We start from the raw sequence: 15,443 nt of genomic DNA on the forward strand, positions 1-15,443 counted from the left end.
ACGGAACTCCGGTGCCGACGTACGGTCACCGGGACGCCACCCACGAGGAGTTCCCCGTGCTGCTCACCGACTTCAACGCCGCCGAGGCCGGCGATCTCCGCCCGGCGCTGACGGCGTGTCTCGCCGTCCCGCGCTGGGTGGACGCGATCCTGCGCCACCGGCCGTACGAAAGCCTGGACGCCCTGCGAGCCGCGGCCGAGCTGCCGCTGAGCAGCGACGAGATCCGCCAGGCGATGGCCGCGCACCCCCGGATCGGGGAAAAGCCGGCCCGCCGGGACACCGAGGGCGAGTGGTCGCGGAGCGAACAGTCCGGTGTGGACAACCCCGATGCCTTCGCCGCCGCGAACGCCGAGTACGAAGCCAGGTTCGGGCACGTCTACCTGGTCTGCGCCACCGGCCGCGGCGGCGACGAGCTGCTGAAGATCCTGCGCGAACGGCTGGCCAACGACCCCGCGACCGAACTGGCCGTCGCCGGGCGGGAACTGCTCAAGATCGCCGAACTGCGGCTGGCCAAGGCGGTGACCGCGTGAGCCTGGTGACCACCCACGTGCTCGACACGGCGAAGGGCCGGCCCGCGGCCGGGATCGCCGTCCGGTTCGAAACCGCGACCGGCGAGCCCATCGCCGAAGGCCGCACCGACGACGACGGCCGCGTCCGCGACCTCGGCCCCGAAACCCTCGAACCCGGCGGCTACCGGCTGGTCTTCGACACCGGCGCCTACCTGGGCCCGGACGCGTTCTTCCCGGAGGTGGCGCTCACCTTCCGGATCGCCGACGGCGCCGCGCACCACCACGTGCCGCTCCTGCTCAGCCCGTTCGCCTATTCGACCTACCGAGGGAGCTGACCGTGGCCATCACCCTGGGCCCCAACCAGTACGGCAAGGCGGAGGTCCGTCTGGTGACGGTGCGCCGCGAAGGTCATGTGCACCACCTGAAGGACCTCACTGTGTCGACGGCGCTGCGCGGCGAGCTGGCCGCGACGCACCTGACCGGCGACAACGCCGAGGTGCTCGCGACCGACACACAGAAGAACACCGTGTACGCCTTCGCTAAGGAAGCGCCGGTCGGCGAGATCGAGGACTTCGGCCTGCGCCTGGCGCGCCACTTCACCGGCACCCAGGCCAACATCACCGGCGCGCGGATCAAGATCGACGAGCACGGCTGGGAGCGCATCGCGGTCGGCGGCGAGCCGCACGACCACGCGTTCAGCCGCGGCGGCGACGAGCGGCGCACCACCGCCGTGACGGTCCGGGACGGCCGCGCGTGGGTCGTGTCCGGCATCGACGGCCTGACCCTGCTCAAGTCCACCGGTTCGGAGTTCCACGGCTTCCCGCGCGACGAGTACACGACGCTCGCCGAGACCGGCGACCGGATCCTCGCCACCGCCGTCACGGCGCGGTGGCGCTACCAGGGCGAGGGCATCGGCTGGGCGGAGAGCCACCGCGAGATCCGGCGCCTGCTGCTCGAGACCTTCGCGACGAAGCACAGTCTTTCGCTGCAGCAGACGCTGTACGCGATGGGCTCGGCGGTGCTGGAGGCGCGGCCGGAGGTGGCCGAGGTGCGGCTGTCGCTGCCGAACAAGCACCACTTCCTGGTGGACCTGAGCCCGTTCGGGCTGAAGAACGACAACGAGGTGTTCTACGCCGCCGACCGGCCGTACGGGCTGATCGAGGGCACGATCCTGCGCGACGACGCCGAGGACCCGGGCCCGGCCTGGGACCTCCACTAGCGAGCGCCCTCGATAGTTGATAGAACGCTCTATCCTCGTACCTGTGGCAGGGACGAAGGATCGCATCATGGCCGCCGGCGCCGAGCTGTTCCGGCGCAACGGCTACTCCGGCACCGGGCTCAAGCAGATCGTGAGCGAGGCGAACGCGCCGTTCGGGTCGCTGTACCACTTCTTCCCCGGCGGGAAGGAGCAGCTCGGCGAGGAGGTCATCCGCACCTCCGGGCTGGCCTACATCCAGCTCTTCGACCTCTTCGTCGCGCCGGCGCCCGACCTGATCAGCGGGATCGAGGCCTTCTTCGCCGCCGCGATCGCGACCCTCGAAGCGACGGACTACGTCGAAGGCTGCCCGATCGCGACCGTCGCCCTCGAGGTCGCCGCCACGAACGAGCCGCTCCGGAAGGCCACCGCCGACGTCTTCACCGCCTGGATCGAGGCCGGCACCGAGAAGTTCGCCCGGTTCGGGATCGGCCGCGAAGCCGCCCGGACGCTGACGATCACGGCCGTGAACAACCTCGAAGGCGCGTTCGTCCTCTGCCGCTCGCTGCGGGACACCGAAGCCATGGCCGTCGCCGGCGCGGCGACCGTCGACGTCGCCCGGCGGCTACTCGACGAGAACGCCAACCAGAACCAGACCCTCGAACAGCTCAAGTCCCCGTGAGGTGCTCCGGCCGCACCGGGACGCGGGTGAGCGCGAGCCCGGTCGCGGCCCGGATCGCGGCCACGATGGCGGGGGTCGACGAGATCGTCGGCGGCTCGCCGACCCCACGCAGCCCGTACGGCGCGTGCGGGTCCGGGCGTTCCAGGACGTCGATGGTCATCGGCGGCATGTCCAGCACCGTCGGGATCAGGTAGTCGGTGAAGGAGGGGTTCCGGATCTTCCCGCCGGAGGTCTGGATCTCCTCCATCACCGCGAGCCCGAGCCCCTGCGCCGAGCCGCCCTGGATCTGACCCACCACGGCCTGCGGGTTGAGCGCCTTGCCGACGTCCTGGGCGCAGTCGAGCGCGACCACCTTCACCAGCCCCAGCTCGGTGTCGACGTCCACGACGGCCCGGTGCGCGGCGAACGCGTACTGCACGTGCGCGGTGCCTTGCCCGGTTTCCGGATCCAGCGGGGCCGTCGGCCGGTGCCGCCACTCCACGGTTTCGTCGTAGACGTCGCCGGCGAGGACGTCCACCAGGTCGGCGAGCACCTGGCCGTCGGCCGCGACGAGCTTGCCGCCGACGACGCGCACCTTCGGGCCGAACCGGGAAACCAGCCGGGCCCGCACCGCCGCGCACGCGGCCTGGACGGCACCGCCGGTGACGTAGGTCTGGCGCGACGCCGACGTCGAGCCGCCGTTGCCGATCGAGGTGTCCATCGGCAGGATCGTCACCTGCTCGACGCCCAGCTCGGTCCGCACGATCTGCTGCATGATGGTGACCAGGCCCTGGCCGACCTCGCAGGCCGCGGTGTGCACGGTCGCCGCCGGCTCGCCGCCGACCAGCTCCAGCCGCACCCGCGCCGTCGAGTAGTCGTCGAAGCCTTCGGAGAAGCAGACGTTCTTGATCCCGACGGCGTACCCGACGCCGCGGACGACGCCTTCGCCGTGCGTCGTGTTCGACACCCCGCCCGGCATGTGCCGCAGGTCGAACGGCCGTTCCGGCGGCATCGGCAGCGCCCGCACCCGGGTCAGCAGCTCCGCGACCGGGGCGGCCGAGTCGACGGCCTGGCCGGTCGGCATCAGCGCGCCCTCGCTCATCGCGTTGCGGACGCGGATCTCCACCGGGTCGAGGCCGCAGGCGGCGGCGAGCTTGTCCATCTGGGACTCGTAGCCGAACGCCGCCTGCACCGCGCCGAACCCGCGCATCGCGCCGCACGGCGGGTTGTTCGTGTAGGTGCCCCAGCAGTCGACCGACACGCTGTCCACTGTGTACGGACCGACGCCGAGCGTCGCCGCGTTCGCGACCACGGCCCCGGTCGAGGAGGCATACGCGCCGCCGTCCAGGAACAACCGCGCCCTGACGTACACCAGCCGGCCGTCACGAGTGGCGCCGTGCTCGTAGTACATCTTCGCCGGGTGGCGGTGCACGTGGCCGTAGAACGACTCTTCGCGGTTGTAGACCATCTTCACCGGCTTGCCGGTGTGCAGCGCGAGGAGGCACGCGTGCACCTGCATCGACAGATCCTCGCGGCCGCCGAACGCGCCGCCGACGCCGCCGAGGGTCAGCCGCACCTTCTCGACCGGCAGCCCGAGCGCGGCGACGATCTGCTGCTGGTCGACGTGCAGCCACTGCGTCGCGACGTACAGGTCGACGCCGCCTTCGGTGTCGGGCACCGCGAGCCCGGACTCCGGGCCGAGGAACGCCTGGTCCTGCATGCCGACCTCGTAGACGCCCGACACGACGACGTCGGCCGAGACGTCCTGCGGGCCGCGGCGGATCTTCACGTGCCGGACGACGTTGCCGCCGTCGTGCAGCGAAGCACCTTCGCCCGCGACGGCCGCTTCGGAGTCCGTCACCGGCTCCAGCTCTTCGTAGGTGACCTTGATCCGCTTCATCGCGCGGCGCGCGGTCTCGGGGTGATCGGCGGCGACCAGCGCGACCGGCTCCCCCTCGTACCGCACGACGTCGTCGGCGAGCACGGGCTGGTCGGTGTGTTCGAGCCCGTAGCGGTTGACGCCGGGCACGTCCTCGTGGGTCAGCACGGCATAAACGCCGGGCACGGCGAGGGCTTCCGCGATGTCGATGCCGGTGATCCGCGCGTACGGGTGCGGGCTGCGCAGGGTCACGCCCCACACCATGTCCTCGTGCCACAGGTCCGAGGAGTAGGCGAACTCGCCGCGCACCTTCACCGTGCCGTCAGGGCGACGCGGCGACGCGCCGACGCCGTTCGCGGTGTGCGTGGTGACGGAGGTGGTGCTGGTCATCGGTCCTCCCGCAGTCTCGCGGCGGCCGCGGCCAGTTCGCGGGCGATCGCGGACTCGTCGGCTTCGCGCAGCCTGCCGTCCTCGACGACGGCCTTGCCGCCGACGAACAGCCGTCGCAACGGCGGCGTGGTCCCGAGCACCAGCGCCGCCACCGGGTCGGTGATGCCGGCGTAGTTCAGCCCGGTCAGGTCCCAGACGGCGAGGTCGGCGAGCTTCCCGGGTTCGAGCGAGCCGAGGTCGGCGTCCCGGCCGAGGCAGCGGGCGCCGCCCATCGTGCCCATCCACAGCGCTTCGCGGGTGGTCAGGCCACGCGGGCCGCCGCGCTGGCGGGCCTGCAGCAGCGCCTGGTGCAGCTCTTCGCCGAGCCCGCCGGACTCGTTGGACGCGGCCCCGTCGGCGCCGAGGCCGACCGGCACCCCGGCGTCCAGCAGGTCCCGGACCGGGGCGAGGCCCGCGCCGATGCGGCCGTTGGACGTCGGGCAGTGCGCCGCCCCGGTCCCGGTGGCGCCGAACCGGCGGATCGCCTCCGGCGCGAGGTGGATGGTGTGGGCCAGCCAGACGTCGTCGGCGAGCCAGCCGAGCTTGTCGGCGTACTCCGCCGGGGTGCACCCGACCTCGGCCAGGCACTGCCGTTCTTCGTCCAGGGTCTCCGCGAGGTGGGTGTGCAGGCGGACGTCCTTGCGGCGGGCCAGCTCGGCCGCGCCGGACATCAGCCGCTCGGTGACCGAGAACGGCGAGCAGGGGCCCGCCGCGATCTGCAGGTGCGCCCCGGCCGAGGCGTCGTGGAAGCGGTCGATCGCGGCTTCGGTGCCGAGCAGCGCCTCCTCGGTCGTCTCGACGAGGTTGTCCGGGGGCAGGCCGCCGTCGGACTCGCCGCGGTCCATCGACCCGCGGACGACGTGCAGCCGGACTCCGATCCGCAGGCGGGCGGCGACCAGGGCCTCCACCTGGTCGCCGCCGTCACGTGGGAAGACGTAGTGGTGGTCGGCGACGGTGGTGCAGCCGGTCAGGGCCAGCCGGGCCATTCCGGCCGTGCCGGCGGCGTGCGTGATCTCCGCGTCGAGGCGGCCCCAGACCGGGTAGAGCGCGACCAGCCATTCGAAGAGCGTGTGGTCGGCGGCCATGCCGCGGGTCGCCCACTGGTAGAGGTGGTGGTGGGTGTTGACCAGGCCGGGCGTGACCAGGCACCCCGAGGCGTCGACGCGCTCGTCGAATTCACCCGTGTAGACACCTTCGCCGACTTCGGCGATCCGGTCGTTCTCGACGACGACGTGCCCGCTCGCGTACTCCTCGCCGGTGACGGTGGCGATCGCGCCGTTCGCGATGAGCGTCTTCACGCGACAGTGTCCTTTCCTATGGAGCCCGTCGCCGCCGCGCGCACCGCGTCGAGGATCTTCTCGTAGCCGGTGCAGCGGCAGAGGTTGCCGGCCAGTGCTTCGCGGATCTCCTCGTCGGTCGGGTCGGGCACCCGGTTCAGCAGGTCGTGCGCGGCCACCACCAGGCCCGGGGTGCAGAAGCCGCACTGCACCGCGCCCGCGTCCACAAAGGACTGCTGGACGGGGTCGAGGGTGTCGCCGTCGGCCAGGCCCTCGACCGTGCGCACCACGCGGCCCTCGGCCTGCCCGGCCGCGACCAGGCAGGCGCACACCGGGAGGTCGTCGAGGTAGACCGTGCAGGACCCGCATTCGCCCTGCTCGCAGGCGTTCTTCGAGCCCGGCAGGCCGAGCCGCTCGCGCAGCACGTAGAGCAGGCTTTCGCCTTCCCAGACGTCGTCGGCCTGCCGCGGCTCGCCGTTGATCGTCACATTCAGGCGCATGCGCGTTCCCCCGTCCGGTGTTCGTCCCAGGCCCACGTCAACGTACGCCGGGCGAGTACCGCCAGCGCGTGCTTGCGGTACGCGGCGCTGCCGCGGACGTCGTCGATCGGCGACGCCGCTTCGGCCACCAGGTCGCCGAAGCGGCGCTTCAGGGAATCCGGCAACGGCTCCGGGGACGTCCAGGGCAGTTCCGCGGCGAGGAAGTCTTCGGCCGCGCGGGCGCGGCGCGGGGTCGGCGCGGCGGATCCGATGGCGGCGCCCACGTCGCCGTGGCGGAGGGACAGCGCGAAGGAGCAGACCGCGATGACCATCGCGTTGCGCGTCCCGACCTTGGCGAACTGCTGCGGACCGGCGTGCGCGGGCAGGTGGACGGCGGTGATCAGCTCGTCCGGTTCGAGGGCGTGCCGTTTCACGCCGACGTAGAACTCCTCCGCGCGGAGGACGCGGGCCCCCCGGACGGAGGCCACCTCGACCCGCGCGTCCAGGGCGAGCAGCACCGGGTGGGTGTCGCCGGCGGGCGAGGCGGCCCCGAGGTTCCCGCCGACCGTGCCGCGGTTGCGGATCTGCGGCGACCCGACGGTGCGGGACGCCATGGCCAGGGCCGGGACGGATTCACCCAGCTCCGTGATGACGCGGCTGTAGGGGACGCCGGCGCCGAGGCGGACCGTGCCGTCCGATGTGGACCACTCCGCCAGCTCCGGGACCCGGGTCAGGTCCAGGAGGGCCTCGGGGCGCCGGTGGTCGAAGTTCAGCTCGACCATGACGTCGGTGCCACCGGCGATCGGCACGGCGCCGGGCCGCCCGGCCTTGAGCGCCAGTGCCTCGGCGAGCGTCGTGGGACGCAGGAACTCCAACTGTTGCTCCTTAACGACGGTGCTCCTTCGCGGAGGCGATAGACCAGTAGACGCCCAACCGGGCACGGGCGGCAACGGCAGCGAGCATGAAACGTGGAGGAGCGAAACCGGCGGCGGTTGTGCTTTCCTACAAGCCTGATGACGACCGTGAAAACTCTCCTGGGCCTGCCGGGGCTGCGACTGCGCCCGCGGGCCGGGGTCGAACTGCTCGACCGGCCGGTGACGCGCATCTACGTCACGGAGCTGTCCGACCCCGGACGGTACCTGTCGGCCGGTGAGCTGGTGCTTTCCGGCCTGCTGTGGTGGCGGGAACCGGGGGACGCCGACCCGTTCGTGGCCGCGCTGGCCCGGTCGGGCGCGGCGGCGCTGGCCGCGTCCGGCGCCGATTCGGGCGGGATCCCGGACGACGTCGTCGACGCCTGCGTCCGGCACCGGATCCCGCTCCTCGAAGTGCCGCCCGACCTGTCGTTCTCGGTGATCACCGAGCAGGTGGTGCTGGCGCTGGCGGCCGCGTCCGACAGAGCCCGCAAACGTTTGCTGGCCGCGGCGGACGCCCCCGTCGAGACGCTGCTCGAACGGGCTTCGGCGGAGTTCGGGCTGCCGTGCTGGGTGCTGTCGGCGCTGGGCCGGGTGGTCGCCGGGACGGCGCCGCTGCCGGTGCCCGTGGCGGACGTCGTCCGCCGGTACGCGGGCAAGGAGCCCGGGTCGCTGACGGTGGTCCCGGTCGAGGGGCGGCACGCCGTGCCGTGGCTGATCGCCGTGGGCGGGCCGCTGAGCACCGCGCAGGCCGAGCTGGCCGAGGAGCTCGCCGGGCTCGTCGGCGTCACCCGGGCGCGCGCGCCGCGCCCGGGCGTGGAGTTGCCCGGCGACGTGCGCGTTGTCGCGTTGCGCACCGAAGGCACCGACGAGAGCCAGGACGTCCTGCGCGACCTGCTGCCCGAAGGGATCCTGCTCGAGTCCACCGGGGACACCTCGTACGCGGCGACCTCGACGTGGCCCGCCGGGGCGGCGGCCGAGTTGTCCACTGTGGAACCCTTGCTCCGGGCGAAGCGGATCCTGTGCGGAGTAAGCGATCCCGCCCCACGCGGCTCGGCGCGGGAGACCGCGCGGTACACCCTGGAGGTGGCCGCCGGACGACCGGGGCGCGTCTCGGTCGTCGCGGCCGGCGAAGTGGACGCGCACGAACTGCTGCTGGCCGGGGCCCCCGCCGGGCTGCGCGCGGCCCTCCGCCGCCGGGTCCTCGGGCCGCTGCTGGACTACGACGCCGAGCAGCACACGGACCTGGTGCACACGGTCCGGGTGTTCCTCGAGTGCTCGGGGTCGCCGACGCGGGCGGCGAAGGCCCTGCACGTCCACGTCAACACGCTGCGCTACCGCATCGGCCGGGCGGGCGAACTGCTCGGCACGGACCTGACCGAGTTCACCGGCCAGCTCGACGTGTATCTCGCGTTGCGCGCCGGCGACCAGGCCGGCTGAGCCTGCTAGAGCACCAGCAGCGACGCCACCGCCAGCCCGAGGAAGGCCAGCGGCGCCACGCCCGTGGCGAACTTGCGGGCCCGGACGTGCGCGGCGATCGCCCCCACGAAGAAGAGCACGAGCCCGATCGCCGCGGCCACTCCGACGGCCCGGAACCCGGACAGGCCGAGCACCAGCCCGGCCGCCCCGGCGAGCTTGAGCGAGCCCAGCATCGGCAACCAGCCCGGCGGCACGTCCACCGCGCCGGAGGTGGCGAGGACGAACCGGGCCTTGACCAGGTCGGCGAGGCCGATGACGGCGTTGAGAACGATCGTGGTGATGACGACAGCGGTGTTCATGCCTTCCCGACGTCCTCGCCGGCGGGAAGGTGACCGGGGTCAGGCCGCGACCGGCGTCACCCCGTCCAGGGTCTCGCGCAGCTTGTCCCGGTCGAGCTGGCCTTCGGACTTCGCCACCACGAACGTCGCGACGCAGTTGCCGAGCAGGTTCACGAACACGCGCATCGAGTCCATCAGGCGGTCCGCGCCCAGCAGCAGGGCCACGCCGGCGACCGGGAACGCGCCGATCGCGGCGGCCGTCGCCGAGAGGGCGAGGAAGCTCGAACCCGGTACGCCCGCCATGCCCTTCGACGTCAGCATCAGGATTCCCACGGCGAGCAGCTGCTGGCCGAGCGACATCTCGACGCCGAAGGCCTGCGCCAGGAACACCGTGCAGATCGAGAGGTAGATGGTCGCGCCGTCGAGGTTGAACGAGTACCCGGTCGGCACCACCAGCCCGGTCGCCGCGCGCGAGCAACCCGCGTCGGTCAGCTTGCCCATGATCCGCGGCATCACCGACTCCGTCGACGCCGTGCCCAGCGCCAGCAGGAACTCCTCACGCGCGTAGCGGAGGAACTTCCAGATCGAGACACCGGCGTAGAACCGGGCGATCGCGGCGAGGACCAAGGTGAAGAGCACGGCCGCGCCGTAGCAGGCGGCGATCAGCTTCGCGTAGGTGCCCAAAGTGGACAGACCGTACTGGCCGATGATGAAGGCCATCGCCCCGAACGCGCCGAGCGGCGCGACCCGCATGATCCAGCCCATCACCTTGAAGATGATCTTCTGCACCTGGTCGACGAAGTCCAGCACCAGCGGCGCCCGTTCGCGTCCGATCGCGGCCAGCGCCACCCCGAAGAACACCGCGAACACCAGCACCTGCAGCAGCTGGTTCTGCGCGAACGCGTTCACCACGCTGTCCGGGATCGTGTGCAGCAGGAAGTCACCGGCCGACGGCAGCTGCCCGCCCTTCGTCTGGGTCGTGACGGCGTGCGGGTCCAGGGTCGCCGGGTTGATGTCGAGGCCGGCGCCGGGCCGGAAGACGTTCGCCACGAGCAGGCCGAACAGCAGCGCGAACGTCGTGACGACCTCGAAGTAGAGGATCGCCTTCAGCCCCAGTCGTCCGACGGCTTTGATGTCGCCGACGGCGGCGATCCCGGTCACCACGACACAGAAGATCAGCGGGGCGATGATCATCTTGATCAGCCGGATGAACCCGTCCCCGACCGGTTTCAGCTGCGCGCCGAAGGACGGCCAGAAGTGCCCGACGAGCACCCCGGCCACGACCGCGACGAGCAGCTGCAGGAACAGGGAGGTCCACCAGCGCTTCTTGTTCTCCGCCATGGCCGGACCCTAGACGTCCGATGTTCCAGGCGTGTTAATGGTTTTCGTGACCTGTCCGACGCTCGGAAACGTGGCTGCGGCACACTCGCCTTGTGGGCAAGCAGAAGCGCGCGGCGAAGCAACGCGCACAGCGGCAGGCACCCCACGTCGGCCCGCCGCCGTCGTCGGCCGGAGAGTTCGGCGACGCTCTCGTGGCCGCCGCCTACGACACGGCCCGGGGCATCCCCCGCGCGGCCAAGGAATGCGCGGCCGCTTTGGTGCCGGGCCTCGAACTGCCCGGCGAGCTGGCCGAAGGCGCCCGGTTGGCCGGACAGCGCCTGATTTCCCGCGTCTGCCGGGGCGGCTGGCTGCCCGAGGACATCCACCAGGCGACCCGGCGCCGCGTCGACGAGTTCGCCGGCTCGTACGTGCTCGACACGCTGGCCGCCTACGTCGCGCAGTTCGCTCCCGCGACCGTCCACCCGGGCTGGCGGGACCAGCTCGACGAGGCCGGCGCCGTCCGCTGGTGGTCGGCGTCCGAGCCGCACCTGGCGCAGTGGGCGGCGAAGCACATCCTCACCCCGGCCGAGGCGCTGGTCTCCGTTGTCGAAGCCTTCGGTCTTCTCGTGACCTTGCCGGAGCTGAGCGTCGTCCTGCCGCCGCCGGGGACCGCGATGCCGGACCGTCCGGCGCACCACGCGGTCGACGAGAAGAAGCTGAGCCGGGTCCGCGCGCTGCTGGCCAAGGCCGAGTCGAGCTCGTTCCCCGAAGAGGCCGAAGCCCTCTCCGCGAAGGCGCAGGAGCTGATGACCCGCCACGCCATCGACCGCGTGCTGGTCGAGAGCGAGACGTCGGCCCCGGACGTGCCGGCTTCCAGCAGGCTCTGGCTCGACACGCCGTACCTCGACGCCAAGTCGCTGCTGGTCCACGTGGTGGCGACGGCGAACCGGTGCCGCGCCGTCTTCGACTCGCGCTGGGGGTTCGTCACGGTCGTCGGCGACGAGAACGACCTGGACGCCGTCGCGCTGCTGACGACGTCGCTGCTCGTCCAGGCGACGCGGGCGATGATCGCCGACCCGGCAGGCCGGTCCCGCGCGTTCCGGCAGTCGTTCCTCGTCTCCTACGCCACCCGGATCGGCGAGCGCCTCGAAAAAGCAGCGGAAGCCACCCTCGCGGACTCGCCCGACGCCGACCGGTTGCTGCCGGCGCTGGCGTCCCACGAGCTGAAGGTGAAAGCGGCCTTCACGACGCTCTTCCCCGACGTGGTGGGCAAATCGGTGACCGTGCGCGACCTCGACGGCTGGGACGCGGGACGCTCCGCCGCCGATCGCGCCCGGCTTCGTGAGTGAGACTCACGCGAGCCGGAGCGCGTACTTCTCCAGCACCGGGCGGCCGAACGGCAGTTCGGTCTCGTCCAGGGCGCCGCAGTCGAGGCCGCGCAGCAGGTACACCGCCAGCGCCTGCGCCGTCGCCGGTTCGTCCAGCACTCCCCCGGCCGTCTTCTCCGCGTACGCGCGCAACCGGTCCACCGCCGTCGCGAAGCCTTCGCGGTAGAACGTGTACGTCGCCGCGAAACGCGTCGGCAACTGGTGGGGGTGCAGGTCCCAGCCCTGGTAGAAACCGCGTTCCAGGGACCGGCGGACCAGCCGCAGGTGCTCCGCCCACGCCGCGGGCAGCGCGTCGCCGACCGGCAGCCGGTTGGTCGAGCCGTCGGACAGGCGGACGCCCGTGCCGGCCGCCGAGACCTGCATCAGCTGCTTGGCCAGGTCGGCCGCCGGGTGCTCCATGCTCTGGTACGCCGCCGCGATGCCGAGACCGGCGCTGTAGTCGTACGTGCCGTAGTGCAGGCCCGAACACCGGCCGTCGGCGGCGTGCACGATCCGCGCGACGGCGAGCGTCCCGTCGGCGTCCACAATAGACTGTGCGGTCTCGATCTGGACCTCGAACCGCAGCGTTCCTTCAGCGAGCCCGTACGCGGATTCCAAGCGGGCCAGGACTTCCGCGGCCACCGAGACCTGCTCGACCGCCGTCACCTTCGGCAGCGTGACGACGAACCCGCTCGGCAACGGCCCGTTGCCGAGCAGTCCGGTGAGGAACAGGTCCAGGGTGCGGATGCCGCGCCGGCGGGTCGCCGCTTCGAAGCTCTTGAAGCGGATGCCGGAGAACGGCGTCCCGCCGGTGGTGGCGAGAGTCTGCCCGGCCGCCAGCGCGGCGGCGTCCTCGACGTCGTCCGGCACCCGGCCATAGCCGTCCTCGAAGTCAATCCGCAGGTCCTCGATCGGCTCGGTGAGCAGCTTCGCCCGCACGCGTTCGTAGACGTCGGCGTCCACGCCGAGCAGGTCTTCGTGCTCGATGAAGACCCGCATCGCCTGCTTGCCCCAGTCGGCGACCAGACGCGTCCGGTACTGCGACGCGGGCACGTAGACGGTGTGCACCGGCTGCCGTCCCGGCCGCTCCCCCGGGTACGCCGCCGCGACGCGCGCGTCAGCCGAAGCCAAGCGCGCGTCGGCGGCGTCGTAGACGTCCTCGGAAAGACGTCCGGGCACTACTTGATCCGCTCGTAGGCGGGCAGCGTGAGGAAGTCCGGGAACTCGTCGGCCAGCGCGACCTGCTCGAACAGCTCCACGGCCGGCAGCAGCCGGTCCGCCGCGAGCTCGCGGGCGAGTTCGCCGCGGACGTCGGTCAGCACCCCGCGCACCAGCTCCGGCGTCACGACGTCGCCGGTGTCGAGCGTGGTCCCGTTCTTGACCCACTGCCAGACCTGCGAACGCGAGATCTCCGCGGTCGCCGCGTCCTCCATCAGGTTGTGGATCGCCGCCGCGCCGTTGCCGCCCAGCCAGGACGCGATGTAGCGGACGCCGACGTCCACCGCGGCGCGCAGGCCGGCCGCCGTGGCGCCACCCGGCGTCGAAGCGACGTCCAGCAGCTGGTCGGCGGTGGCAGAGAGATCCCAGTCCTCGTCGCGCCTGCGCTCGAGCTGGTTCGGCCGGTCACCGAGGACCTTGTCGAACTGCTCCTCGCACAGCGAAACCATGCCCGGGTGCGCGACCCACGAGCCGTCGAAGCCGTCGCCGGCCTCGCGCGCCTTGTCGTCGTGGACCTTCTTGAACGCGCCCTCGTTGACCTCGGGATCCTTGCTCGGGATGAACGCGGCCATGCCGCCGATCGCGAAGGCGCCGCGCTTGTGGCACGTGCGCACCAGCAGTTCGGTGTAGGCCCGCATGAACGGCGCGGTCATGGTCACGGAGTTGCGGTCCGGCAGCACGAACTTCTCGCCGGCGTCGCGGAAGTACTTGATCACGCTGAACAGGTAGTCCCAGCGGCCGGCGTTGAGGCCCGACGCGTGCTCGCGCAGCTCGTAGAGGATCTCCTCCATCTCGAACGCGGCCGGGATGGTCTCGATCAGCACGGTCGCGCGGACGCTGCCGTGCTCGATGCCCAGCGTCTTCTCGGCGTGGGTGAAGACGTCGTTCCAGAGCCGCGCTTCGAGGTGGCTCTCCATCTTCGGCAGGTAGTAGTACGGGCCCTTGCCGCGCTTGAGCAGCTCGGCCGCGTTGTGGAAGAAGTGCAGGCCGAAGTCGACGAGCGCGCCGACGCCCTCGCGGCCGCCGAACGTCAGGTGGCTCTCGGGCAGGTGCCAGCCGCGTGGCCGGACCACGATCGTGGCGTGCTCGACGTCGTCCTTCAGCGCGTAGCTCTTGCCGCCGCTCTCCAGCGTGATCGTCTCGCGGATGGCGTCGTACAGGTTGACCTGGCCGGACACGACGTTCGCCCAGTGCGGGGTGTTGGCGTCCTCGAGGTCGGCGAGCCACACCTTCGCGCCGGAGTTGAGCGCGTTGATGGTCATCTTGCGGTCGGTCGGCCCGGTGATCTCGACGCGGCGGTCGAGCAGGGCGGGCGGCGCGGCGGCGACCTTCCAGTCGCCCTCGCGGATCTCCTTCGTCTCCGGCAGGAAGTCGAGCCTGCCGGTGGTGCGAGCCTCTTCACGGCGCTTGCTCCGCGCCTGGAGCAGCTCGTCGCGGCGGCCGGCGAAGGCGTCGTGCAGGCCGGCGAGGAAGGCGAGCGCTTCCGGCGTGAGGATCTCCTCGCCGCGTTCGACCGGGTCGCCCAGCACCTGGACTTCAGAAGACATGGGAAAACACCTCGAGGGTTCGGATCTTCGGATAACGGCCCTACGGTTTTCTACCAGACGGACTATAGTTTCTGCATAGCGGAAGCTCAACGCCGACGTAAGGAGGACCACCGGTGGCAGCGGAGAAGAACGGGCGCGACGGCGGCGTCCAGTCCCTGCAGCGCGCCTTCGAGCTGCTGGAACACCTCGCGGACACCGGCGGCGAAGCCAGCCTGTCCGAACTGGCGACGCTGTCCGGGCTGCCGATGCCGACGATCCACCGGCTCATCCGCACCCTGGTCGACCTCGGGTACGTCCGGCAGAACACCAACCGCCGCTACGCGCTCGGCGCACGGCTGATCCGCCTCGGCGAGAACGCCAGCATGCAGTTCGGCGCCTGGGCGCGGCCGCTGCTGGCGGAGCTGGTCGAGGAGGTCGGCGAGACGGCGAACCTGGCGGTCCTGGAGCGCGACGAAGTCGTGTACGTGGCCCAGGTGCCCTCGAAGCACTCGATGCGGATGTTCACCGAGGTCGGCAGGCGGCTGCTGCCGCACGGCACCGGCGTCGGCAAGGCGATGCTGGCGCACCTGCCCGCCGCCGAGGTGCGCGAGCTGCTCGGCCGCACCGGGATGCCCGCGTACACCGAGCACACGTTCACCGACGCGGACGCGCTGGCGGTGGAACTCGCCCGCATTGCTTCGCAGGGGTATGCACTCGACGAGGCGGAGCAGGAGCTGGGGGTCCGGTGCGTGGCCGTGGCGGTGCCGGGCGCCCCGGTGCCGGCGGCGGTGTCGGTGTCCGGCCCGTCGGGGCGGCTGACCGCCGAGGCGGTGGCGCACATCGCCCCGGCCGTGCAGCGGGTGGCGGACGCCCTGGGCGCAAGCCTTTCCCGGGCAGCGGTATCAGTGTGACTTT

General features: G+C 71.8%; 15 protein-coding genes. 7 read left to right on the top strand and 8 right to left on the bottom strand.

From position 1 onward, the window contains the following. Positions 1 to 56: 56 nt before the first annotated feature. The 4 genes from uraD (at position 57) to AB0M82_RS34540 (ending at position 2,386) form a co-directional block, all read left to right on the top strand. On the top strand, positions 57 to 530 hold the full coding sequence (gene uraD, locus AB0M82_RS34525) for a 2-oxo-4-hydroxy-4-carboxy-5-ureidoimidazoline decarboxylase (protein ID WP_364731181.1): 474 nt from the start codon (positions 57 to 59) through the stop codon (positions 528 to 530). Continuing rightward, positions 527 to 844: a hydroxyisourate hydrolase gene (uraH, locus tag AB0M82_RS34530; protein ID WP_364731111.1), complete on the top strand. Its 318-nt coding sequence runs from the start codon at positions 527 to 529 to the stop codon at positions 842 to 844. The genes uraD and uraH overlap by 4 nt, the downstream gene beginning before the upstream one ends. Before the next feature lie 2 nt (positions 845 to 846). Continuing rightward, a complete protein-coding gene (gene pucL, locus AB0M82_RS34535) occupies positions 847 to 1,728 on the top strand; it encodes a factor-independent urate hydroxylase (RefSeq protein WP_364731114.1) in 882 nt (293 codons plus the stop codon). A 67-nt stretch (positions 1,729 to 1,795) separates the two neighbouring features. Then, a complete protein-coding gene (locus AB0M82_RS34540) occupies positions 1,796 to 2,386 on the top strand; it encodes a helix-turn-helix domain-containing protein (protein WP_364731184.1) in 591 nt (196 codons plus the stop codon). On the opposite strand, the gene pucD is transcribed toward AB0M82_RS34540, so the two are convergent. From pucD to AB0M82_RS34560, 4 genes are read right to left on the bottom strand one after another with little or no spacing between them, the layout of a single operon-like run. Then, entirely contained in the window at positions 2,373 to 4,634 is a 2,262-nt protein-coding gene (gene pucD / locus AB0M82_RS34545; protein WP_364731117.1) for a xanthine dehydrogenase subunit D, read from the bottom strand. The two genes, AB0M82_RS34540 and pucD, sit on opposite strands and share 14 nt — an antisense overlap. Beyond that, entirely contained in the window at positions 4,631 to 5,971 is a 1,341-nt protein-coding gene (locus tag AB0M82_RS34550) for an 8-oxoguanine deaminase (protein ID WP_364731120.1), read from the bottom strand. Before AB0M82_RS34550 ends, pucD begins: the two co-directional genes overlap by 4 nt. Further along, a complete protein-coding gene (locus tag AB0M82_RS34555) occupies positions 5,968 to 6,450 on the bottom strand; it encodes a (2Fe-2S)-binding protein (RefSeq protein ID WP_364731122.1) in 483 nt (160 codons plus the stop codon). The genes AB0M82_RS34550 and AB0M82_RS34555 overlap by 4 nt, the downstream gene beginning before the upstream one ends. After that, on the bottom strand, positions 6,441 to 7,304 hold the full coding sequence (locus AB0M82_RS34560; RefSeq protein WP_364731124.1) for a xanthine dehydrogenase family protein subunit M: 864 nt from the start codon (positions 7,302 to 7,304) through the stop codon (positions 6,441 to 6,443). Before AB0M82_RS34560 ends, AB0M82_RS34555 begins: the two co-directional genes overlap by 10 nt. Positions 7,305 to 7,442: 138 nt before the next feature. Between AB0M82_RS34560 and AB0M82_RS34565 the strand changes: the two genes are divergently transcribed. Next, positions 7,443 to 8,780 carry a PucR family transcriptional regulator ligand-binding domain-containing protein gene (locus tag AB0M82_RS34565; protein WP_364731127.1) on the top strand — a complete coding sequence of 446 codons (1,338 nt, stop codon included), beginning with the start codon at positions 7,443 to 7,445 and terminating at the stop codon, positions 8,778 to 8,780. Between the two features lie 5 nt (positions 8,781 to 8,785). Here the strand turns inward: AB0M82_RS34565 and AB0M82_RS34570 are convergent, their stop codons facing one another. Together AB0M82_RS34570 and dctA are read right to left on the bottom strand one after the other, a co-directional pair. Beyond that, positions 8,786 to 9,118: a DoxX family protein gene (locus tag AB0M82_RS34570; protein WP_364731130.1), complete on the bottom strand. Its 333-nt coding sequence runs from the start codon at positions 9,116 to 9,118 to the stop codon at positions 8,786 to 8,788. A gap of 39 nt (positions 9,119 to 9,157) precedes the next feature. Then, complete coding sequence (dctA, locus tag AB0M82_RS34575) at positions 9,158 to 10,438, bottom strand: C4-dicarboxylate transporter DctA (protein ID WP_364731132.1); 1,281 nt, start codon at positions 10,436 to 10,438, stop codon at positions 9,158 to 9,160. Positions 10,439 to 10,530: 92 nt separating this feature from the next. Between dctA and AB0M82_RS34580 the strand changes: the two genes are divergently transcribed. Next, positions 10,531 to 11,766, top strand: coding sequence for a DUF2786 domain-containing protein (locus AB0M82_RS34580; protein WP_364731134.1), 1,236 nt, complete (start codon positions 10,531 to 10,533; stop codon positions 11,764 to 11,766). 3 nt (positions 11,767 to 11,769) lie between these two features. Here AB0M82_RS34580 and AB0M82_RS34585 read toward each other — a convergent pair whose 3' ends face one another. Together AB0M82_RS34585 and aceB are read right to left on the bottom strand one after the other, a co-directional pair. Further along, positions 11,770 to 12,963: an aldolase/citrate lyase family protein gene (locus tag AB0M82_RS34585; protein WP_364731137.1), complete on the bottom strand. Its 1,194-nt coding sequence runs from the start codon at positions 12,961 to 12,963 to the stop codon at positions 11,770 to 11,772. Then, positions 12,963 to 14,549, bottom strand: a complete 1,587-nt coding sequence (gene aceB / locus AB0M82_RS34590) for a malate synthase A (protein WP_364731139.1) — start codon at positions 14,547 to 14,549, stop codon at positions 12,963 to 12,965. Before aceB ends, AB0M82_RS34585 begins: the two co-directional genes overlap by 1 nt. A gap of 113 nt (positions 14,550 to 14,662) precedes the next feature. Here aceB and AB0M82_RS34595 point away from each other — a divergent pair, with 113 nt between their 5' ends. Continuing rightward, entirely contained in the window at positions 14,663 to 15,439 is a 777-nt protein-coding gene (locus AB0M82_RS34595; protein WP_364731141.1) for an IclR family transcriptional regulator, read from the top strand. Positions 15,440 to 15,443 lie beyond the last annotated feature (4 nt).

This window comes from Amycolatopsis sp. NPDC051128, assembly GCF_040682715.1.
Lineage (GTDB): Bacteria > Actinomycetota > Actinomycetes > Mycobacteriales > Pseudonocardiaceae > Amycolatopsis.

Bases quoted from the DNA above. Each gene is read 5' to 3' on its own strand.
- AB0M82_RS34540 (WP_364731184.1), top strand. From the start codon at position 1,796: ATGGCCGCCGGCGCCGAGCTGTTCCGGCGCAACGGCTACTCCGGCACC.
- pucD (WP_364731117.1), bottom strand. From the start codon at position 4,634: ATGACCAGCACCACCTCCGTCACCACGCACACCGCGAACGGCGTCGGC.
- AB0M82_RS34555 (WP_364731122.1), bottom strand. From the start codon at position 6,450: ATGCGCCTGAATGTGACGATCAACGGCGAGCCGCGGCAGGCCGACGAC.
- aceB (WP_364731139.1), bottom strand. From the start codon at position 14,549: ATGTCTTCTGAAGTCCAGGTGCTGGGCGACCCGGTCGAACGCGGCGAG.
- dctA (WP_364731132.1), bottom strand. From the start codon at position 10,438: ATGGCGGAGAACAAGAAGCGCTGGTGGACCTCCCTGTTCCTGCAGCTG.
- AB0M82_RS34565 (WP_364731127.1), top strand. From the start codon at position 7,443: ATGACGACCGTGAAAACTCTCCTGGGCCTGCCGGGGCTGCGACTGCGC.
- AB0M82_RS34570 (WP_364731130.1), bottom strand. From the start codon at position 9,118: ATGAACACCGCTGTCGTCATCACCACGATCGTTCTCAACGCCGTCATC.